A 20,572-nucleotide genomic window follows, 5' to 3' on the forward strand; every position below is an offset into this window, starting at 1 on the left:
CTCGTGCGATGGATTGCCCCGCCGGCATCATCGGCAACCTTGGCGGACGTTTCAATCCGGCCGCCGGTCGTGTGCCAGCAAGCGCGGCCATAGCCAGGCCAGCAATGCCAGGGTGGGAATCACGGTGAGCGCGCTGAGGATGAAGAAGGTGCTGTATGAGGTGGCCTGGACCAGGAACCCGGACACGCCGCCGGCGAACTTGCCCGGCAGATTGGCCAGCGACACCAGCAGTGCGTACTGGGTGGCAGTGAAGTTGCGATCGGTCAGCGACGACATGAAGGCCACCAGCACGGTGGCAGCAAAGCCCTGGAACAGGTTATCGGCACTGAGCGCGGCGTAGAACGCCCACAGCTTGCCGGGGTTATGCGCCATCAGCAGGAAGGCCAGATTGGACAGCGCCACGCCCAGCGCGGCCACCAACAACATGCGGCGAAAGCCGAACGCCGCCACTGCGGCACCGCCGGCGAAGGCACCGGCAATGCCGATCCAGACGCCGAACAACTTGGAGACGGTGGCAATGTCGGCTTTGGTATAGCCCGAGTCCAGATAGAACGGACCAGCCATCACGCCGATCACCTGGTCCGGGAACTTGTACAGGCCGACGAACAGCAGCAGCACAATCCCCAGCGCCAGGCCATTGCTGGAAAAGAAACTGGAAATGGGCTGCCAGAACGCACCCGCAATGTCGACGCGGCGTACCACGGTCGTTTCGGGGCGGTCCGGCTCACGGCAGACCAGGGTGGTGATGATCGGCAGCACCATCAACGCCGACATGCCCAGGTAGGCCCAGGTCCAGTCGAGGTATTCGGCCATGTACAGCGCACCCGCGCCGCCCAGGATCAGACCGACGCGATACCCCAGCGTGTAGGTCGCGGCCAACGCAGCCTGTGCGGTCTCCGGGGCGATCTCGATGCGATAGGCATCCACGACCGAATCCTGGGTGGCGCCCCAGAACGAGGCGAACAGCACCCAGCTCACCAGCCCGGTCACGCTCAGGTCCGGCCGCGAAAACGCCAGTGCGACCAGGCCGATGGTCACGCCGATCTGCGCGACCAGCAGCCAGGACCGGCGACGGCCCAGGAAGGCGGTCAGCGGAAACGCATAGCGGTCGATCAGCGGCGCCCACAGGAATTTGAGCAGGTAGAAGAAGCTGGCCAGGCTGATCAGGCCGATGCTGCCCAGGTCAAGGCCGACATCGCGCAGCCGGGTCGACAGCGTCTGCGAGGCGATCAGCAGAAATGGCAACCCGCTGCCGAAACCTAGCAGCGCCATGGTCGCCGCCGATGGGGTGGCGAATGCCTGCCGGATGCCGCGTAGCCCTTTGTATCTTGGTGCAGGCGTAGTCATGCGTGCGGCCGGTGGAAGCGGTTGGCGAGCGATACGGTCGGTGGATTGTCATCAGCCGGCGCGCAGGTCGAGCTCCCGGAGGCGAGCAGGCCGGTCCAGACGGGATGCGCAATACCTGCACTGACCGGACCCCAGCAGCGACGTGCTGTCCACATGCCGATCCTCATCGCAGCCATGTTGCTGTTGGTTGCAGGCACCGAACCAATCGTCCGTCCATCCTTGCCGGTCGCAGCGCCGGCCGGCTGCAGGCGCTCACTCACTGCGCGTAATCCACGATATACGGCGCGTGATCGGAGAAGCGCTGCTCACGATAGATCGCGCAGGCCTGCAGTGCGTCGCGCAGGCCGGGGGTGACCAGCTGGTAGTCGATGCGCCAACCGACATTGTTGGCGCGCGCCGCGCCGCGATTGCTCCACCAGGTGTAGTCCTCGCCCTGCGGATGCAGGACGCGGTAGCTGTCGACCCAGCCACGGCCGTCGGCGGCGCTGGCTTCGCTTGCAGTGTCGGCGCACAGGCCGTTGAGCCAATCGCGCTCGGGCGGCAGGCAGCCGGAATTTTTCTGGTTGGACTTCCAGTTCTTGATGTCCAGCACCGAGCGCACGATGTTCCAGTCGCCGCACAGCACGTACTGGCGACCACTGGCCAGCCACTCGTCCAGGATCGGCCGCAGCCATTCCATCACCTGGAACTTGTAGCCCTGGCGCAGCTCGCCGGAAGACCCGGACGGGATATAGAAGGACACGACACTCAGATTGCCGAAGCGCGCTTCGATATAGCGGCCTTCTTCGTCGAACTCCGGCCAGCCCAGCGCGGTGCGCACTTCGTCGGGCGCGCGCTTGGCGTAGATCGCCACGCCGCTGTAGCCCTTCTTGGTGCTGGCATCGCGAAACCAGGCCTTGTAGCCAGCGGGCAGGAATTCCGGCCCGGTCAGCTGATGCTCCTGCGCCTTGGTTTCCTGGATGCACAGCACGTCCGCGTCCTGGGTGGCGAACCACTCGAAGAAACCTTTGCTGGCGGCCGAGCGCAGGCCGTTGGCGTTGAAACTGATGATGCGCATTGGGGGCCGGGAATGGGGAGTCGGGAAATAGGGAATGGTAAACGCATCGTGCACCAGCAGCCTTCCTTGTGCGGCTGGGGTAGGCTTTACGATTCTCCATTCCCTATTCCCCATTCCCGTCCAATGACCGACCACCGCACCCGTTTCCTGCAGCTGGCCCTGGGCGCCGATGCCCTGCGCTTTGGCGAGTTCACGCTCAAGTCCGGGCGGCTCAGCCCGTACTTCTTCAACGCCGGGCGCTTCGATTCCGGGGTCAAGACCGCGCAGCTGGCGCAGTGCTATGCCGATGCGATCGATGCGGCCGGGGTGGAGTTCGACCTGCTGTTCGGCCCCGCCTACAAGGGCATCCCGCTGGCCACCGCGCTGGCCTGTGCCTATGCCGGGCGCGGGCGCGATCTGCCGCTGGCGTTCAACCGCAAGGAAGCCAAGGATCATGGTGAGGGCGGCAGCCTGATCGGCGCACCGCTGGCCGGGCGCAAGGTGCTGATCGTCGATGACGTGATTACCGCCGGCACCGCGATCCGCGAGGCGCTGGGCATCATTCGCGCCGCTGGCGGTACGCCGTCCGGCATCGTGGTGGCGCTGGACCGGCAGGAGATCGCCTCCGAGCAGGACCGCCGTTCGGCGGCGCAAGCGGTAGCGGCCGAGGCCGGCATCCCGGTGATCGCGGTGGCCAACCTGGCCGATCTGCTTGCTTTTGCGGCAGGAAACGCCGACCTTGTGGGCTACCGGGAACCGCTGCTGGCCTATCGTGGCCGCTACGGAACCGACACCACAGGCTGACGGCAGGCGACAGGGGGCTGCGATGATGCCGAAACACAGACGTTTGGCGTTACTCGCTGCCGTGACCGTGGCTGTCATGGCCGTGCCGGTTGCTGCGCAGGACAAGCCGGCCGCGAAGAAGTTGTACTGCTGGAACCAGAACGGCGCGCGGGTGTGCAGCGATACGCTGCCACCGGAGGCGGTGAATCAGGCGCGCGACGAGTTCAACGTCAAAAGTGGCATGCGCAGCGCCGAGGTACAGCGCGCGTTGAGTAGCGACGAGCGCACTGCGGCCGCGGCCAATGAGCAACAACGCCTGGCCGACCTGGCCGCCGAGCAGATGCGCCAGCGCACCGATCAGGCCATGCTGATGTCGTATCAAAGCGAGGACGACCTGCGCCGGGTGTTCAACGAGCGCATCGCCATCGTGGACAACAACATCCACACCGCGCGCTTCAATGTCACCAGCCTGCGCGAGGGCCTGGCCAGCATGTTGCGCGCCGCCGGCGACCGCGAGCTGGCAGGCCAGGCAGTGGCCGACAAGCTGGCCGGCGACATCCAGCAACGCCATCGCGAATTGATGGCGCAGTTGCGGCTGCAGACCAGCTTCGAGCAGCAGCGCACCGCGCTGGACGGCGAAATCGCCGACATCCTGCAGCGCTACCGCGCCATGAAGGAACCGCCCGGCGCCACCTCGCCCACCGGCTGAACCGCACAGGCGGCATTCCCGCTCGCCCGCTGCGCCGCTGCGGGCGGCATTTCCCGATCCGACGCCCTGCCCGCATAATGGCCGGTCTTACTCCTTGCCCACGAGGCTCTCCCGCATGGCCCGGATCATCGCCATTGCCAACCAGAAAGGCGGCGTCGGCAAGACCACGACGGCAGTCAATCTGGCGGCCGGCCTGGCGCGCGCGCCCAAGCGTGTGTTGCTGGTGGATCTGGACTCGCAGGGCAACGCCACCATGGGCAGCGGCATCGACAAGCGCGATGTGGCCGCCTCCACCTGCGATCTGCTGCTGGGCGAGAACACCGCTGCCGAGATCCGGGTGACCGCGCCGGAAGGCTTCGACCTGCTGCCGGGCAACATCGACCTGACCGCTGCCGAGATCCAGCTGATGGACCAGGGCGAGCGCGAGCAGCGGCTCAAGCGCGCGCTGGCGCCGATCCGCGACGAGTACGACTTCATCCTGATCGACTGCCCGCCGGCGTTATCGCTGCTGACGCTCAATGCGCTGACTGCGGCCGACTCGATCATCGTGCCGATGCAATGCGAGTACTACGCACTGGAAGGGCTGACCGCCCTGTTGGAAACCATCGAAGCGCTGCGCGCCAACCTCAACCCGGCGCTGGAAATCGAAGGCGTGCTGCGCACGATGTTCGATATCCGCAACAACCTGGCCAATGCGGTATCGGCGGAGCTGACCCAGCATTTTGGCGACAAGGTGTTCCGCACCATCGTGCCGCGCAACGTGCGCCTGGCCGAGGCGCCCAGCCATGGCCAGAGCATTGTCGGTTACGACCGCACCTCGCGCGGTGGCGTGGCGTACCTGGGGCTGGCCGGCGAAATCGTGCGCCGCCAGAACGACCGCAACAAGGCCTTCCGGCCCGTGGAGACCGTCTGATGAGCAAGCCGCCCCTGGCAAAGAAGCGCGGTCTGGGCCGTGGCCTGGAAGCGCTATTGGGACCGAAGGGCGCAGCAGCGGCAGCGGCACCTGGCGCAACCGGCGAAGACGCGCTGCAGCCGGGCGACACCCTGCGCCAGTTGCCGGTGGACCAACTGCAGCCGGGCAAGTACCAGCCGCGCCGCGAGATGGACGAAGTCAAGCTGGCCGAGCTGGCGGAGTCGATCAAGGCGCAGGGCGTGATCCAGCCGATTGTGGCGCGCGCATTGGGGCCGGCGCAGTTCGAGATCGTGGCCGGCGAACGCCGCTGGCGCGCCTCGCAGCTGGCCGGGCTGAGCGACGTGCCGGTGGTGGTGCGCGAGCTGGACGACCGCACCGTCATCGCGATGGCGCTGATCGAGAACATCCAGCGCGAAGACCTCAACCCGCTGGAAGAAGCGCAGGCGCTGCAGCGGTTGATCGACGAATTTTCGCTGACCCACGCCGAGGCGGCCGAAGCGGTGGGCCGCTCGCGGGCGTCGGTGTCCAACCTGCTGCGGCTGCTGGAATTGCCGGTGGCGATCCGGGTGCTGCTGGAAACCCGTCGCCTGGAAATGGGCCATGCGCGTGCGCTGCTCACCCTGGCGCCGGAACTGGCCAGCAAGCTGGCGCAGGAAGCGGCCGATCAGGGTTGGTCGGTGCGCGAGGTCGAACACCGCGCGCAGCAGTTCGCCGCCGGCAAGGTGCCGGGCTCGCTGCGCAAGGGCAGGCCGGTCACCGCTGCGCCGCAGGCCGATATCGCCTCGCTGCAGACCGAGCTGTCCGAATCGCTGGGCACCAAGGTGGTGTTCAATCACGGCCGCGGCGGCAAGGGCAAGCTGGTGATCCATTACACCGACCTGGACACCCTGGAAGGCGTGCTGGAACGCTTGCGCACCCGCAAGGGGTGATGCGGCCAACGCAGGAGGATTAGCGATGCATCCCGCCAAAGTGGACCGCGCGCATCTGCTGCGCCTGACCGACTTGCCCAACGTCGGGCCGGCCTGCGAAAAGGATCTGCAGCGGATCGGCATCCGCATGCCGGCGCAGCTGCACGGCCGCGATGCTTACGACATGTACGCGCAGCTCTGCCTGCGCACCGGCGTCACCCATGACCCGTGCGTGATCGATGTGTTCCTGTCGCTGGTGCGCTTCATGCAGGGCGAACCGGCGCGCAATTGGTGGGACTTCAGCGCCGAGCGCAAGGCAACGTTGGCAGCCGAGCGCGCAGAGGCGCCAGCCACTGCACCGCTGCCGGCGCGCCGTGTCGCCAGCACTGGCAGCAGCAGCGACGACAAACACCGCCCATGAGCCACGCCGACGCGACGATCAGCCCGTCCGGCAGCCCGATCCTGCATCACGCGCAGGCCAAGGACTTCGAGCCGGCACGCGGCGACGCATGCATCGAGCAGATCAGCGCGCATATCGAGCAGCACCTCGGGCCGATTGCGAACGTCTTTCATGAAATTCTCTCCGACACCGTGCATCTGGACGTGCCCATCGTGCCGCCCAATGCGCACTCGCCGTGCCTGCGCCTGGTGTCCTCGGGTATGAGCGATCTGCCGATGACGCTGCCCGACGGAGTGGAGGCGCCGCGCTACATGGAGCTGATGCTGAGCCTGCCGGCCGATTGGCCGATGGACCAGCGCGACTTCGACGACGAGCGCCATTACTGGCCGATCCGTCTGCTCAAGAACCTCGCGCGGCTGCCGCACAAGTTCGACACCTGGCTGGGGTTTGGCCATACCGTTCCCAATGGCAACCCGGCCGAGCCGTATGCGCCGGGCGTTGCCTTCGACGGCGCGATCGTGCTGCCGCCGCTGAGCGCGCCGCCAGAGTTCGCCCATCTGCGTATCGATGCCGACAAAACCATCGCCTTCATGACGGCGGTGCCGTTGTATCCGGAAGAAATGGCGTTGAAGCTGAGCCAGGGCAGCGACGCACTGCTGGACCGCTTCGATGCCAGCAACATTCAGGACACCATCGACCTGCGCCGCCGCAATGTAGCGAAGAAGCGCTTTTTCGGGCTGTTCTGAGCGCTGCTTCCTCGCCTCCCTTTGATGTTTTCAGGACCACTGTCATGACCATCCTCGTCACCGGCGCCGCCGGCTTCATCGGCGCCTACACCTGCCGCGCACTGGCTGCGCGTGGCGAACAGGTGGTGGGCCTGGACAACTACAACAGCTACTACGACCCGCAGCTCAAGCGCGATCGGTTGGCGGCGTTGTGCCCGCAGATCGACATCCGCACGCTGGATCTGACCGACCGCGAGGGCCTGGCGGCGCTGTTCGACGAGATCCAGCCCACCGGGGTGGTGCATCTGGCCGCACAGGCCGGGGTGCGGTATTCGCTGGAAAACCCGTCTGCCTATGTCGACAGCAACCTGGTCGGCTTCGTCAACATGCTCGAGCTGTGCCGGCACCGCGGCGTGCAGCATCTGGTGTATGCGTCCAGCAGCTCGGTGTACGGCGATTCGGCCACCCCGCCGTTTTCCGAAGACCAGCGCGTGGACCAACCACGCTCGTTGTACGCGGCCACCAAGGCGGCCAACGAATTGATGGGCTACACCTATGCGCAGCTATACGGCTTGCGCGCCACCGGGCTGCGCTTTTTCACCGTGTATGGCCCGTGGGGCCGGCCGGACATGGCGCCGCTGATCTTCAGCCGCGCGGTGCTGGCCGGACGCCCGATCGAGGTGTTCAACCACGGCAAGATGCAGCGCGACTTCACCTTCGTGGCCGATATCGTGGCCGGCGTGCTGGGCGCGCTGGACACGCCCAGCGGCGAGGCGATCCCGCACCGGGTGTTCAACCTGGGCAACCACACCCCGGTGGAACTGGAATATTTCATCGATGTGATCGCCCAGGCCGCGGGCCGCCCGGCCGAAAAAGTCTACAAGCCGATGCAACCAGGCGACATGATCCGCACCATGGCCGACACGCAGCGTGCGCGGGCCGCGTTCGGCTTCGATCCGGCCACCCCGGTGGAGCGCGGCTTGCCGCAGGTCGTGGATTGGTGCCGCAGCTACTTCGGCGAGCGCGCCTGAGCCCATCGCAGCCGCGCGGCCACCAGGCAGCACGCGCCCTGCATGTGTTCGTACACTACGATGTCGCGAGTCCTGGGGGGGCCCGCCGACGGATGCAGGCTTGCAACTGCTGGTGATCGCCTGCGCCGAACGCGACAGGCCGTTTTGCGCGCGCTCCACTGCACATAACGCGCGTCGGCTTCATGCCTGGCTCAGACGGTCAGGGCACAATGCGCGATCTTTTTTGCTCAGCCATCATCGGGCCACCACGAATCCATGAGCCAACCTCAGCTTTCCGTCGTCGTCCCGGTATTCAATGAACGTGATAACGTCGCCGCCCTGATCGGCGAAATCGTCGCCGCCTTGCGTGGCCTGGTGGCCTTCGAGATCGTCTACGTCGACGACCATTCGCGCGACGACACCCTGGCGGTGCTGCAAGGCCTGAAGACCAGCACGCCGGAACTGCGGGTGCTGCACCACGTGACCCAGAGCGGGCAGAGCACTGCGGTGCGCAGCGGGGTCAAGGCCGCGCGCGCCAGCTGGATCGCCACGCTCGATGGCGATGGCCAGAACGACCCGGCCGACATCCCCAAACTGTTGATCGCGCGCAGCCAGGCCGAGCCGCAGGTGAAATTGTTCGCCGGCTGGCGGGTCAACCGGCAGGATTCCGGATCCAAGCGCTGGGCCAGCAAATGGGCCAACGCGATCCGCTCGCGCATGCTGCAGGACAACACGCCCGACACCGGTTGCGGCATCAAGTTGTTCGAGCGCGACGCGTTTCTGGACCTGCCCTACTTCGACCACATGCACCGTTACCTGCCGGCGCTGATGCAGCGCGCCGGCTGGCGCACGGTGAGCGTGCCGGTCAACCACCGCCATCGCACCGCTGGCGTATCCAAGTACAACAATCTCAATCGCGCGCTGGTGGGCATCCGCGACCTGCGCGGCGTGGCGTGGCTGATCACCCGCAGCAAGCGCACTGGGGTGGAGGAGCGTTGATGGAAACGAGCCTGCTGGACCAGCAACTGACCTGGCTGTACTGGACCGGCATCCACGTCACCGGCTGGAAGCTGATCGGGTATGTGGGCGCGCTGATGTTCGGCGGGCGCTGGCTGGTGCAGTTCGTCGCCTCCAAGCGTGCCGGCAAGCCGGTGATTCCGCGGATGTTCTGGTACATGAGCGTGGTCGGCAGCTTGATGACGCTGAGCTACTTCGTGTTTTCGGCCAAGCAGGATTCGGTGGGCGTGCTACAGAACATGTTCCCGGCATTTACCGCGTTCTACAGCCTGTATCTGGATGTGAAGCATCGCGGCTGGAAGCGGGACCGGGCCGGGCATTGAGGGACGGGAATTCGGGATTTGGGGTTCGGGAAGCGTCGGGCGTTTGAGGTAATGCTGCCGATTCGCTTGGGGGGTGCTGTTTGGTCACTGTGCGGCTGGCGTTGCCCGCAGCGGCGCCCAAACTCGACGCGTTTATCCGGACATGGCGGTGCGCGATTGACTGACCTGAGACCAAGCCGGCGGCCGATGCCGCTGCGCTGAGGCCGTGGGCACGCTGTGGTCATGCCCAGCGCCCTGCTCCACCGCCCGTTTGCCGTGTCCGCGCTTGCCACACCGCATTGGCACGTGCGTCTGCACACGCATCAGCACGTGCCGTTGTTTGCGGACTGGCGCTGCGCGCGTGCAGCGGCCGCGATTCTGGCGATGCCAAGCAGCTGGCTCAGTGCGCAGGTGCTGTGTTGGGTGTTGCTGCCAGAGATGTGGTGCGCCTTGCTGCAGGCGCCAGATAAACCCACCGTGCTGCACGCAGCGACTGCTGCGCGGCAGGCCGCCGGCGAAGCGATCAATCGTGCGCGCGGGCGCGGCGGCACGGTCTGGCAGCCGGAGATTGAGGCGAGCGCGCTGGCATTGCAGGTCGATTGTCGGCAATTCGCCCGCAGCCTGATCGCACTGCCGTTACGCGCCGGCCTGGCGGAGCGGATCGGCGCGTACCCGTACTGGGATGCGGTGTGGTTGTTGCCCGATGCGCGCGCTGCGGCACGGCAACCTGCACCGGACGCCGGCCCAGCGTGCCTGGCAAGCGCGGGCGGCACAAGAACGTGATCGTGCACGCTCGCTCGATATCCGGCGGCAAGCGCCGAGTCGATGCGCAGCTGTTCTGCCGCGCATCAGGCAACCCAGCTGACCGTGAGCGCGGCCCACGCGGTGGGCGCGCTTACCTCAGCGTGCGCGACTCAGAACCCCAGCGGGTGCTCGGGCAGCAATGCCTGCAATTGGCTGCGGAAGAGCGCGCGGATGCGCTCCAACGCGGCCTCGCTGTCGGCTTCGAAACGCAGCACCAGAATCGGCGTGGTGTTGGATGCACGCACCAGGCCCCAGCCGTCGGCAAAATCCGCGCGCAAGCCATCGATCGTCGACAAGCGCGCCGATTCGAACGGCGACTCGTCCCCGGCTTGCGCACGCTCGACAAAGCGCGCCACCAACGCATGCGCATCGCCCTCCACCGGCACCTTGATCTCCGGTGTGGACACGCTTTCCGGCAAGGCATCCAGCACTTCAGAGGGGGTTTGCTCGCGCTGGGCCAGGATTTCCAGCAAGCGCGCAGCGGCATAGATGCCGTCGTCGAACCCGTACCAGCGTTCCTTGAAGAAGAAATGCCCGCTCATCTCACCGGCCAGTTCGGCATCGGTTTCGCGCATCTTGGACTTGATCAGCGAATGCCCGGTCTTCCACATCAGCGGGCTGCCGCCGTTGCGCAGCACGTAGTCCGACAGCTTGCCGGTGCACTTCACGTCGTAGATGACCAGGGCGCCGGGGTTGCGCTGCAGCACGTCGGCGGCGAACAGCATCAGCAGGCGGTCGGGAAAGACCACCTTGCCTTCCTTGGTGACCACACCCAGACGGTCGGCATCGCCATCGAAGGCCACGCCAATGTCCGCATCGAAGCGCTGCACCATCTTCACCAGATCATCGAGGTTGTGCGGCTCGCTCGGGTCGGGATGATGATTGGGGAAAGTGCCGTCGATATCGCAATACAGCGGCACGACCTCGGCACCGATGGCTTCCAGCAGACGCGGCGCAATCTCGCCGGCCGCGCCGTTGCCGGCATCCACCACCACCTTGATCGGACGGTCCAGCTGTACGTCGTCGGCGATGCGCTGGATGTAGGCATCGCTGATGTCGCGCTGTTCCAGCTCACCCGGCGTGGCTGCGGTATGCAGGCGGCCTTCGTTGATGCGCTGATGCAACTCGGCAATGGCAGTGCCGGACAGCGTCTCGCCGCCGATCACGATCTTGAAGCCGTTGTAGTCCGGCGGATTGTGGCTGCCGGTCACCGCCACGCAGCTGCCGGCGCGCAGTTCATAGGCGCCGAAATACACCACTGGCGTGGGCGCCAGGCCGATGTCGGTCACGTTGCAGCCGGCACGCCGCAGACCTTCGATCAGGCCATTGGTCAGCTCCGGTCCGGACAGACGCCCGTCGCGCCCCACCACCACATCGCGCAGCCCCTGCGCCTGCATCACGCTGCCGATGGATTGGCCGATCAACGCGGCAACGCCTGGATTGAGGTCTTTGCCGACCACGCCTCGGATGTCGTAGGCGCGGAACATCTCGGTGGCGATCTGCACCGCAGGTACCAGCGGCGGCGGCGCAGGCGCTGCCGCCTCATCCAGTTCGCGCGCATCGCTGGCAAGGCTGGCGTCGTGCTGCAGGCTTTGACTGAAGGTCGGTTCATCGGTGGCCGCCTCGCCGGCAACGCGGCGACGCGGCAGCGCCACCCGGCCACGGCTGGCCAGCATCAGCAAGACCGCGATGATGGCGAGCAACCCGGCCACGATGGCGCAACCAAGCGCGCCCAGACCCAGCGGCCCGCTGTCGTTCTGCGGGACCGCAGCGGCCACGCGCAGGCCGCTGGTGCCAAGCGGCTTTGCCAGCGTTTCGGCAGCATCGGCCAAGCCTGCATCGCCCTGCTGGGCCACGTTGTAGCTGCCCTGGCGCAACGCGAGATAGGCGCTGCCAGGCACCGCGATCGCATCCAGCGGGCCGGTCAGGCGCAGCAGCGGCAGCCGTGCATAGGCCACCGCGGGCTGCGCGCCAAGGCGCACCGCGGCAGCGACCCCCAGACGCACCTGTTTGGCGTCGCGGACCACGTGCACCTGCGCACGGTCGGCCACCAGCGCCGATTCGAGCAGGCTCAGCCGCGCGTAGCCGAAATCCTTGGGACTGGCATAGGCGGCGGCCAGATCGCCGGGCAGCACCTGCACGTCCTCGGCGCCCTTGAAACGCTCGCGGATCGCCGAGGCGGCTGCCAGCGCGTCGCCGTTGGCCAAGGCACTGGCGACCGGCGGCTGTTTGAGCACGGCGTCGAGCTGGGTGGCCTGCGCCGCCATTGCCTTGCCGACGTCCTGTACGGCGCGGTCGCGCGCCTGTTCCAGGTCCTGGGCGATCGCATCCTCACGCCATTGCGCGTAGCTGTTCCAGCCGAACCAGGCGGCCAGCAGCAACAACACGCCCCCCAACACCGGACCACTCGTACGCACGCCCGACATCCCCTGCCTGCGCTCGTTCGCCTTGCTCATGAGACTCCCCCGTCAGCGCACGCCGGTGTGGCCGAATCCACCCGCTCCCCGCGCGCTGTCCACGAAAGTATCCACCACTTGCAAGCCTACGCGCACGATCGGAATGATCACCAATTGCGCAATCCGGTCGCCCGGCTCGATGGTGAAGGCCTCTCGACCACGATTCCAGGTGCTGATCAGCAGCGGACCCTGGTAGTCGGCATCGATCAGTCCGGTTCCGTTCCCGAGCACGATGCCGTGGCGGTGGCCCAGCCCGGAGCGCGGCAGGATCACCGCGCACACCTGCGGGTCGGCCAAATGGATCGCGATACCGCTGGGGATCAACGCCGCATCGCCCGGCTCCAGCGTCATCGGCGCTTCCAGCGCGGCGCGCAGGTCCATGCCGGCGCTGGCCTCGGTGGCGTAGGCCGGCAGCGGCCACAGATCGCCGAAGCGCGGGTCGAGCAACTTCACCTGCAAGGAGTGGGTCGGGTGGCTCATGCCTGCAATCTCTCCGCGATCAGGGCCAGCAGTTGGTCGGCCAGTTCGGTCTTGCTGCTGGTGGGAAACGCACGCTCGCCGCCCTGCCAATAGGCGGTGGCGGCATTGTTGTCGCTTTCAAAGCCGCCGCCGACGATCCCCACCTGGTTGGCGATGATCAGATCCAGCCGCTTGGCTGCCAGCTTGCCACGCGCGTAATGCTCCACGTCGTGCGTTTCGGCTGCAAAACCGACCACCAGCTTGAGCGCGCCGGTCTGCGCAGCGACCTCGGACAGGATGTCCGGGGTACGCACGAGTTCCAGGGTCAGCGTTTCGCCGGTCTTCTTGATCTTCTGCGAGACCACGTGCTTGGGCGTGTAGTCGGCGACCGCCGCCGCGCCGATGTAGATGTCCGCCGGGAACGCACCCAGCACCGCATCGCGCATCTGCGCAGCCGAGCGCACGTCGATGCGCTGCACGCCGACCGGCGTGGTCTGGTGCACCGGTCCGCTGACCAGCACCACCTCGGCGCCCTGGCGCGCGGCGGCGGCGGCCAGCGCGTAGCCCATCTTGCCGCTGCTACGGTTGCCGACGTAGCGCACCGGGTCCAGGTCTTCGAAGGTCGGGCCGGCGCTGATGACGATGCGCAGGCCGTCCAGCTCAGCGCTGCTGGGCACGAAGGCCGGCGCGGCAGTGGCTGGGGACGCCTCGGCAGCGGTGGCGGTGCCGGCCAGCGCGGCAATGATCGCCGCCGGCTCGGCCAGGCGACCGGGACCGGACTCGCCTTCGGCCAGCGGGCCGTCGTCGGGGCCGACCACCGCCACGCCACGCGCGCGCAGCGTCGCGATATTGGCCTGGGTCGCCGGGTGCAGCCACATACGGTGGTTCATCGCCGGGGCCACGGTCAGCGGCGCGGCGGTGGCCAGGCACAGCGTGGTGACCAGGTCGTCGGCCAGCCCGTGCGCCAGGCGCGCGAGCAGATCGGCAGTGGCCGGCGCCACGATCACCCGGTCGGCCCAGCGAGCCAGTTCGATATGCCCCATCGCCTGCTCGGCGGCGCTGTCCCACAGCGTGGTGCGGGTCGGTTGCCCGGACAGCGCCTGGAAGCTCAGCGGGGTCACGAATTGTTGCGCGCCGCTGGTCATGGCGACCTGCACCTGTGCGCCGGCGTCGCGCAGGCGACGGACCAGTTCGAGCGATTTGTAAGCGGCAATGCCTCCGCCGACACACAGCAGCAAACGCTGTCCGTCCAGGGGGCGGGCCTGAGTGGAGCCGATCACGTCGGAGTCGTCCTACGGTTACAAGGACAACTAGATTAGCCGATGCCCCCGCTTGGACTGATGGGCGTCGGCGATGAGCACCGGCAATCTCGCCATATGCACATACACGACTGGCCTACCAATGAGCGCCCGCGCGAGAAACTTCTGGCGCGCGGGGCCCCCGCCCTCTCCGATGCGGAGCTGCTGGCGATCTTTGTCGGTTCCGGGCTGCGCGGCCAGGATGCGGTCCAGACCGCGCGCGATCTGCTGCATCGCCACGGCCCCCTGCGCCTGTTGCTGGATCGCCCGGCCAAGGCCCTGGCGCGCCTACCCGGGCTGGGCCCGGCCTCGGCGTGCAAGCTCAGCGCCGCCATGGAACTGGCGCATCGCCACCTGATGAGCGAACTGGAGCGTGGCCAGGCCCTGAGCGACCCGCCCAGCGTAGGCCGCTATTTCTCGCAGCGGCTGCGCGCGCGGGCCTACGAAGTGTTCGCGGTACTGTTTCTGGACAACCGCCACCGCGCGATCGCCTTCGAGGAGCTGTTCACCGGCACCATCGACGGCGCCGACATCCATCCACGCGAAGTGGTGCGACGGGCGCTGCTGCACAACGCTGCGGCGGTGATCGTCGGGCATAACCATCCGTCCGGCAATCCGGAGCCCTCCGAGGCCGACCGCGCGGTCACCCAGCGCCTGCTGCAGGGCCTGGAGCTGGTGGACATCCGCCTGCTCGACCACTTCGTGATCGGCGATGGTCGCCCCGTCTCGCTGGCCGAGCGCGGCTGGCTGGAATGAGACCGCCGCGCCGACCTGAACCATCGGCCGGACCGGGTGCCGCGCGGTCGGGTAAAATCGCTGGTTTGGTTCCAAGCAGATCCCACGTGAAAGCCCTCCTCCGCGCACTGATCGGCCAAGGCATCGAAGCCTTGCGCGCCAACGGCACACTGCCCGCCGACACCCTGCCGCCGGATTTTGTGGTCGAGCGACCCAAGACACGCGAACACGGCGACTTCGCCACCAATGCCGCGATGCTGCTGGCCAAGCCCGCGCGCAGCAATCCGCGTGCGCTGGCGCAGGCGCTGGTAGCTGCCTTGCCGGCCAGCGAGGACGTGGCCAAGGTGGAGATCGCCGGCCCCGGCTTCATCAATTTCCATCTGGCGCCCACCGCGTATCAGCGCGAGGTTGCCCATGTAATCAAGCAGGGCAACGACTACGGTCGCGGCCTGGCCGGCAACGGGCGCTCGGTCGGCGTGGAATACGTCTCGGCCAACCCCACCGGCCCGCTGCACGTTGGCCACGGCCGCGCCGCGGCGATCGGCGACAGCCTGGCACGCGTGCTCGATGCCAATGGCTGGAACGTCAAGCGCGAGTTTTATTACAACGATGCCGGCGTGCAGATCGAGAACCTGGCGCTGTCGGTGCAGGCGCGCGCGCAGGGGCTCACCCCCGACAGCGACGGCTGGCCGGAAAACGGCTACCGCGGCGACTACATCGCCGATGTCGCTACCGCCTATCTGGCCGGCGACACCGTCGACCTGGAAGGTCATCTGGTCAGCGGCAGCAAGGATCCGGCCGATCTCGAATCGATCCGCCGCTTTGCGGTGGCGTATCTGCGCAACGAGCAGAACCACGACCTGGCCGCGTTCCGCGTCGATTTCGATATCTATTTCCTGGAAAGCTCGCTGTACAAGGACGGCAAGGTCGAAGAAGCGGTGCAGAAGCTGATCGCCTCCGGCCATACCTATGAGGAAGGCGGCGCGTTGTGGCTGAAGTCCACCGACTTCGGCGACGACAAGGACCGCGTGATGCGCAAATCCGATGGCACCTACACCTACTTCGTACCGGACGTTGCTTATCACCTGACCAAGTGGCAGCGCGGTTACGAGCGCGCAATCACCGAGCTGGGCGCCGACCACCACGGCTCGCTGACCCGCGTGCGCGCCGGCCTGCAGGCGCTGGAACTGGGCATCCCGCAGGGCTGGCCGGAATACGTGCTGCACCAGATGGTCACGGTGATGCGTGGTGGCGAGGAAGTGAAGCTGTCCAAGCGTGCCGGCAGCTACGTCACCCTGCGCGACCTGATCGAAGAAACCAGCGCCGATGCGGTGCGCTGGTTCCTGATCGCGCGCAAGCCCGATTCGCAGCTCACCTTCGACATCGATCTGGCGCGCGCGCAGAGCAACGACAACCCGGTGTTCTACGTGCAATACGCGCACGCACGGGTATGCAGCGTGCTGCGCCAGGCGCAGGAAAAGGGTTTCAAGTACGAGCAGGCCAATGGTCTTGCACAGCTCGCCAGGCTGGACGACGAGCATTCGCTCAACGTGATGCTGGAGCTGTCGCGCTACCCGGAAGTAGTGGAAATCGCCGGCCAGACACTGGAGCCGTACCAGATTGCGCAGTACCTGCGTGAATTGGCGCATGCCTTCCACACGTGGTATCACAACACCAAGCTGCTGGTGGACGATGCGGCAGAGCGCGACGCCAAACTCACCCTCGCCGTCGCGACCCAACAGGTGCTTGCCAACGGCCTGGAATTGCTCGGCGTCAGCGCCCCGGAAAAGATGTAAGGACGGGCAGCAACCAGGCAGGCGTGAGGCGCACGCCTGCCTGCGCAGTCAGCAGCAGTCTGCGTCGCCGCGCGCGTCCGTCGCGCCGCCCAAGGCAGGCGCAGCCGCAGCGATCGCCGCACCAAGCCGGGCGCACCGCCCGCAACGACACGATTCGGAGAAGTGGTAGATGGCAGCACGACGCGGTAAGAGCCAGGCACGACGCAACACCAGCAATGGCACGCCCGGTTGGGTGTGGTTGGTGGCGGGCGCCGCGATTGCGGCAGTGATCTTCCTGGCCGCCCCCAACCTGTTCAAGAAGGATGGCGACGGCTTCCTGCGTGTGGGTCCCCGCGCCAATCCGGACGCGCAGCCCGAACCGGTGGCTGACGCCGACACCGACACGCCGGCCGAATTACCCAAGCCCAGCGCACCACTGCCCAAACCGCAGCCCAAGCCAGGCGATGCGCAGACCCAGTACGACTTCTACACCTTGCTGCCCGGCAAGGAAGTGCAGATGTCCGACGCCGAACTGGCCGCCAGCGCGCGTGCCGAAGAAGCCGCGCGTGCGCGCGCCGCACTGGAAGGCAAGCCCATCGCGCCGGCGCCAGGTGCAGCAGCCAGCGTCGCGTCGGCCGTGCCAGCAGCCAGCGTGCCGATGCCCTTGAAAGAAACCGCTGCCAGCGCGCCCAAGCCGTTGCCGGAAGCCGCCCAGACACGGCCAGCAACCACCCCGGCACCGGCCAGCACCGCGGCACTGACCACACCGGCCGCTGCGGCTCCGAAGCCTACAACGGCGGCGGCAGCGCCGGCCGTCACCGACAACACCCGTTACATCCTGCAGGCCGGCTCGTTCGGCGCCTCCGGCGACGCCGAGTCGACCAAGGCCAAGCTGGCGATGATGGGCCTGGCCGCGCGCGTGGAATCGGCCGACATCAGCGGCAAGACGGTCTACCGCGTGCGCATGGGGCCCTACGGCACCGCAAGCGAGCTGGCCGAAGCCAAGCAAAAGCTCACCGGCAGCGGGTTGCCTGCCATCGCGATCAAGGCGCAGTAAGCACGGTGATGCGGCGCTTTGCCAGCGCGTTGCTCGGACTGCTTGCGCTGATCGGCACGGCGCAAGCCACCGAGCAGATTCCCGACCAGATCCAGATCGATGGTCAGCCGGCACTGCTGCTGGCCGAGCCGCTGTCCGGGCCGCTGGACGACCCCGCCACCTGGAAGCGCTTCGTGGCGCATGCGGGCAGTGCCCTGGGCGGCTGCAGCGCCAACTGGCGTGGCTATCAGGCCTTCTGGCGCGTGGACGCCCAGCAACTGGTGCTCGATCGCGTGGTTCTGGGTGCTTGCGCCGAGGCGCCACCGGAGCTGCCGCTGTCGGTGCTGTTTCCCGGCCAGCGCGCACCGGTCGCAGCGGTGTGGGTGGATGGCGAGCTGATCGCCGCGCTGCCGGCCGCAGAGAACGCACCGTCCGACGCGCCGGCTGGCTATGTGCTGCTGCGGCTGCGCCGGGGGCATGTGATCGCCCGCGAACCGCTCACCGCGGACATGCTGCGCGCACGTCAGGACGCAGCTGCACGCCCGGTTCCTGTTCCCTAAGCGCGCTGACACCACCACTGCGCTCGCCGCCAGGCGGGCGCGGCCGGTTCCCGGTGTGGCATGGACCACTCGTACACTTTGGCGCCGAGCGCGCTAACCATCCATCTGACCTCTGCTCGCCACGTTTTTTAGCCGCTGTAAGCATCCCCCATCCCCTGGAGTTCCCATGTCCAAGACCGTCCTGATCACTGGTGCCACTTCCGGATTCGGCAGCGCCGCGGTGCGTCGCTTTGCCGCCGCCGGCTGGAAGGTCATCGCCACCGGCCGGCGTGCCGACCGCCTGGACGCACTGGCGGCCGAACTGCCTGCCGGCCAGGTGCATACCGCCGCCTTCGACATGCGCGATGCGCAGGCCTTGTCGGCCGCCATCGACGCACTGCCGGCCGCATTCGCCGACATCGATGTGCTGGTCAACAACGCCGGCCTGGCGCTGGGCACCGCGCCCGCGCAGCAGGCCGACCTTGCGCAGTGGCAGCAGATGATCGACACCAATGTCACCGCGCTGGTCACCCTCACTCACCGCCTGCTGCCGGCGCTGATCGCGCGTCGTGGCGCCATCATCAACATCGCCTCGGTCGCGGCGACCTACCCGTACACCGGCGGCAACGTCTACGGGGGCACCAAGGCGTTTGTGCAGCAGTTTTCGTTGGGCTTGCGTGCGGATCTGCACGGCACCGGCGTACGCGTGACCTCGATCGAACCGGGCATGGCCGAAACCGAGTTCACTCTGGTGCGCACCGGCGGCAACCAGGCCGCCTCGGACACGCTGTACCGCGGCGCCACCCCGATGACGGCAGAGGACATCGCCGAGCAGATCTTCTACGTCGCCAGCCTGCCGGCGCACTTGAACATCAACCGGCTGGAAATCATGCCGGTGACGCAGTCGTTCGCAGGATTTCAGGTGGCGCGCGACGCGCAGTGAGCAAGCGACGCTGCGCCTGAGAGGACGCGCAGTGAAGATGCGCTGCCACATCCGCGGTGTGGCAGCGAAGGGGCAAGCCAGCGTCGCACGTGGTGAGCGATCACCCATCGCGCTGCCGATCTACTGCAGACACGCACAGCGATCCTCGACAGCCGCGCACTGCGCGGCTTTTCTTTTCAACCATTCTGTTCAACGATTCCGCAAGCTGCGCTACGCCGACTCGGGCATGCCGCGCGATCGGGCACGGCTGCGCAGCAGCACGCCACGCAGCCGCAGGAAGGGGCGCTCCACGCTGTAGTGCAGCAACGCGCCCGCCAGCAGCGCCACAGCGCCATACACCGCAAATGCCAGCACGCCACGGCCCTCCAATGCCGCGCCGAACCAGGTCTGGGTCACATGGAACATCGCCTTGTGGGTCAGATACAGGCTGTAGGAAATCGCCGCCAGCCATGCCGCACCGGGCACCCGCAACCGGCCAAACGCGCTATTGGCAGTGCCTGCCAGCACCAGCGAGGCCAGCCCGAACGAGAGCACCGGCCAGCCCAGCGCATTGCCGATCAGGCCGGTGCGCTCGCGAAACAACCACAGTGCCAGCGCCATGACCGCAACGCCGGCAAGCAACCACGTGCCGCCGCGCTGCTGCAGGCGTTGCCAGACCTGCGGACGAAACACCTTGAGTACCGCCAGCACCACGCCGGCCAGCAGGCCATCGAGACGGTTCCAGGTGGGGTAATAAATATCTTCGACAAACCAGTTGCGCTGCTGCCCGCCGCCCAGCTGATCCAGCGCCGTGTTGTGCAGCCACACGCTGGTACGCAACGCGATGCCGGCCACCACCACGGCCACGCATAACGCGATGAACCGCCCAGCCGACGGACGCCGCAACAACAGCGTGGCCAGCAGCGGAAACACCAGATAGAAATGCTCTTCCACGCACAGCGACCAGGCATGCGAGAACGCCGCCTGCTGGCCGTAATCGACCAATAGATTCAAGGTGAAGGTGGCGAACATCCACCACGGCGCCAGCCCGGGCGCTTCGCGCACACCGGGCCACGCGATGTACACCAGCAACACCACCGCAAACGCCGGCAGGATGCGCAACTCGCGCCGCAGATAAAAATCCTTGAAGTCCAGGCGCTGCCCGTGCGCCAACGGCGTCAGCACCTGACTGCCGATCAGGAATCCGCTGAGCACGAAGAACAGGTCCACCCCCATCCAGCCATAGCGCGACAGCCACGCCCAGTCCGGCCCCAGGCCACCGACCACAAACGCGTGGAACAGCATCACCCAGACGATGGCGATACCACGCAGCAGGTCCAAGGCGGGATAGCGCATGTGGGCGATCGGCAATGAGGAACACCGATTGTGCCGCATGAC

General features: G+C 67.0%; 21 protein-coding genes, 1 other RNA gene and 1 pseudogene. 16 read left to right on the plus strand and 7 right to left on the minus strand.

Annotated features, from left to right (window positions below; all coding sequences use genetic code 11):
* Positions 1–51: 51 nt before the first annotated feature.
* Genes ACCQ06_RS20665 through ACCQ06_RS20675 form a run of 3 tightly spaced genes read right to left on the minus strand, consistent with a single transcriptional unit; the run spans position 52 to position 2,404 of the window.
* Entirely contained in the window at positions 52–1,347 is a 1,296-nt protein-coding gene (locus tag ACCQ06_RS20665) for an AmpG family muropeptide MFS transporter (protein ID WP_228323213.1), read from the minus strand.
* Positions 1,344–1,607, minus strand: coding sequence for a hypothetical protein (locus ACCQ06_RS20670; protein WP_228323214.1), 264 nt, complete (start codon positions 1,605–1,607; stop codon positions 1,344–1,346). Before ACCQ06_RS20670 ends, ACCQ06_RS20665 begins: the two co-directional genes overlap by 4 nt.
* Positions 1,604–2,404, minus strand: a complete 801-nt coding sequence (locus tag ACCQ06_RS20675) for an exodeoxyribonuclease III (protein ID WP_316688959.1) — start codon at positions 2,402–2,404, stop codon at positions 1,604–1,606. Before ACCQ06_RS20675 ends, ACCQ06_RS20670 begins: the two co-directional genes overlap by 4 nt.
* A gap of 123 nt (positions 2,405–2,527) precedes the next feature.
* Here ACCQ06_RS20675 and pyrE point away from each other — a divergent pair, with 123 nt between their 5' ends.
* From pyrE to ACCQ06_RS20725, 10 genes and pseudogenes are all read left to right on the plus strand, one after another.
* Positions 2,528–3,187: an orotate phosphoribosyltransferase gene (gene pyrE, locus ACCQ06_RS20680; protein ID WP_104617280.1), complete on the plus strand. Its 660-nt coding sequence runs from the start codon at positions 2,528–2,530 to the stop codon at positions 3,185–3,187.
* A 22-nt stretch (positions 3,188–3,209) separates the two neighbouring features.
* Complete coding sequence (locus tag ACCQ06_RS20685) at positions 3,210–3,875, plus strand: hypothetical protein (RefSeq protein ID WP_211287757.1); 666 nt, start codon at positions 3,210–3,212, stop codon at positions 3,873–3,875.
* Positions 3,876–3,990: 115 nt separating this feature from the next.
* A complete protein-coding gene (locus tag ACCQ06_RS20690) occupies positions 3,991–4,788 on the plus strand; it encodes a ParA family protein (RefSeq protein ID WP_104617279.1) in 798 nt (265 codons plus the stop codon).
* On the plus strand, positions 4,788–5,717 hold the full coding sequence (locus ACCQ06_RS20695) for a ParB/RepB/Spo0J family partition protein (protein WP_228323217.1): 930 nt from the start codon (positions 4,788–4,790) through the stop codon (positions 5,715–5,717). The genes ACCQ06_RS20690 and ACCQ06_RS20695 overlap by 1 nt, the downstream gene beginning before the upstream one ends.
* A gap of 25 nt (positions 5,718–5,742) precedes the next feature.
* Positions 5,743–6,030: pseudogene (locus tag ACCQ06_RS20700) on the plus strand (helix-hairpin-helix domain-containing protein); the annotation flags it as partial.
* Positions 6,031–6,113: 83 nt separating this feature from the next.
* Positions 6,114–6,842, plus strand: coding sequence for a suppressor of fused domain protein (locus tag ACCQ06_RS20705; protein ID WP_316688962.1), 729 nt, complete (start codon positions 6,114–6,116; stop codon positions 6,840–6,842).
* 44 nt (positions 6,843–6,886) lie between these two features.
* Positions 6,887–7,852, plus strand: a complete 966-nt coding sequence (locus ACCQ06_RS20710) for an SDR family NAD(P)-dependent oxidoreductase (protein WP_372364521.1) — start codon at positions 6,887–6,889, stop codon at positions 7,850–7,852.
* Between the two features lie 255 nt (positions 7,853–8,107).
* Positions 8,108–8,830 carry a glycosyltransferase family 2 protein gene (locus ACCQ06_RS20715; RefSeq protein ID WP_316688965.1) on the plus strand — a complete coding sequence of 241 codons (723 nt, stop codon included), beginning with the start codon at positions 8,108–8,110 and terminating at the stop codon, positions 8,828–8,830.
* Entirely contained in the window at positions 8,830–9,171 is a 342-nt protein-coding gene (locus ACCQ06_RS20720) for a lipid-A-disaccharide synthase N-terminal domain-containing protein (RefSeq protein ID WP_316688967.1), read from the plus strand. The genes ACCQ06_RS20715 and ACCQ06_RS20720 overlap by 1 nt, the downstream gene beginning before the upstream one ends.
* Positions 9,172–9,393: 222 nt before the next feature.
* Positions 9,394–9,933, plus strand: a complete 540-nt coding sequence (locus ACCQ06_RS20725; RefSeq protein WP_316688969.1) for a hypothetical protein — start codon at positions 9,394–9,396, stop codon at positions 9,931–9,933.
* Positions 9,934–10,064: 131 nt separating this feature from the next.
* Here the strand turns inward: ACCQ06_RS20725 and ACCQ06_RS20730 are convergent, their stop codons facing one another.
* Genes ACCQ06_RS20730 through coaBC form a run of 3 tightly spaced genes read right to left on the minus strand, consistent with a single transcriptional unit; the run spans position 10,065 to position 14,149 of the window.
* Positions 10,065–12,410 (minus strand): phosphomannomutase/phosphoglucomutase, encoded by a 2,346-nt coding sequence (locus ACCQ06_RS20730; protein WP_316688971.1) that lies wholly within the window; start codon positions 12,408–12,410, stop codon positions 10,065–10,067.
* 12 nt (positions 12,411–12,422) lie between these two features.
* Positions 12,423–12,890, minus strand: a complete 468-nt coding sequence (gene dut / locus ACCQ06_RS20735) for a dUTP diphosphatase (protein WP_104617271.1) — start codon at positions 12,888–12,890, stop codon at positions 12,423–12,425.
* Complete coding sequence (gene coaBC, locus ACCQ06_RS20740) at positions 12,887–14,149, minus strand: bifunctional phosphopantothenoylcysteine decarboxylase/phosphopantothenate--cysteine ligase CoaBC (RefSeq protein ID WP_316688973.1); 1,263 nt, start codon at positions 14,147–14,149, stop codon at positions 12,887–12,889. The genes dut and coaBC overlap by 4 nt, the downstream gene beginning before the upstream one ends.
* 96 nt (positions 14,150–14,245) lie before the next feature.
* On the opposite strand from coaBC, the gene radC reads away from it, so the two are divergent.
* The 6 genes from radC (at position 14,246) to ACCQ06_RS20770 (ending at position 19,195) form a co-directional block, all read left to right on the plus strand.
* The gene (radC, locus tag ACCQ06_RS20745; protein WP_104617269.1) at positions 14,246–14,923 is read left to right on the plus strand and encodes a RadC family protein; all 678 of its coding nucleotides are present in this window, start codon (positions 14,246–14,248) and stop codon (positions 14,921–14,923) included.
* An 86-nt stretch (positions 14,924–15,009) separates the two neighbouring features.
* The gene (gene argS, locus ACCQ06_RS20750; RefSeq protein WP_104617268.1) at positions 15,010–16,698 is read left to right on the plus strand and encodes an arginine--tRNA ligase; all 1,689 of its coding nucleotides are present in this window, start codon (positions 15,010–15,012) and stop codon (positions 16,696–16,698) included.
* Positions 16,699–16,867: 169 nt separating this feature from the next.
* A complete protein-coding gene (locus tag ACCQ06_RS20755) occupies positions 16,868–17,734 on the plus strand; it encodes an SPOR domain-containing protein (protein ID WP_104617267.1) in 867 nt (288 codons plus the stop codon).
* 5 nt (positions 17,735–17,739) lie between these two features.
* Entirely contained in the window at positions 17,740–18,273 is a 534-nt protein-coding gene (locus tag ACCQ06_RS20760) for a hypothetical protein (protein WP_228323231.1), read from the plus strand.
* Between the two features lie 60 nt (positions 18,274–18,333).
* Positions 18,334–18,407: non-coding RNA, sX9 sRNA (locus ACCQ06_RS20765), on the plus strand.
* A gap of 32 nt (positions 18,408–18,439) precedes the next feature.
* Positions 18,440–19,195: an SDR family NAD(P)-dependent oxidoreductase gene (locus ACCQ06_RS20770; RefSeq protein ID WP_104617266.1), complete on the plus strand. Its 756-nt coding sequence runs from the start codon at positions 18,440–18,442 to the stop codon at positions 19,193–19,195.
* Between the two features lie 210 nt (positions 19,196–19,405).
* Here the strand turns inward: ACCQ06_RS20770 and ACCQ06_RS20775 are convergent, their stop codons facing one another.
* On the minus strand, positions 19,406–20,530 hold the full coding sequence (locus tag ACCQ06_RS20775) for an acyltransferase family protein (RefSeq protein WP_316688978.1): 1,125 nt from the start codon (positions 20,528–20,530) through the stop codon (positions 19,406–19,408).
* Positions 20,531–20,572 lie beyond the last annotated feature (42 nt).

It is taken from the genome of Xanthomonas sp. NCPPB 4467 (assembly GCF_041475665.2).
Taxonomy (GTDB): domain Bacteria; phylum Pseudomonadota; class Gammaproteobacteria; order Xanthomonadales; family Xanthomonadaceae; genus Xanthomonas; species Xanthomonas dyei.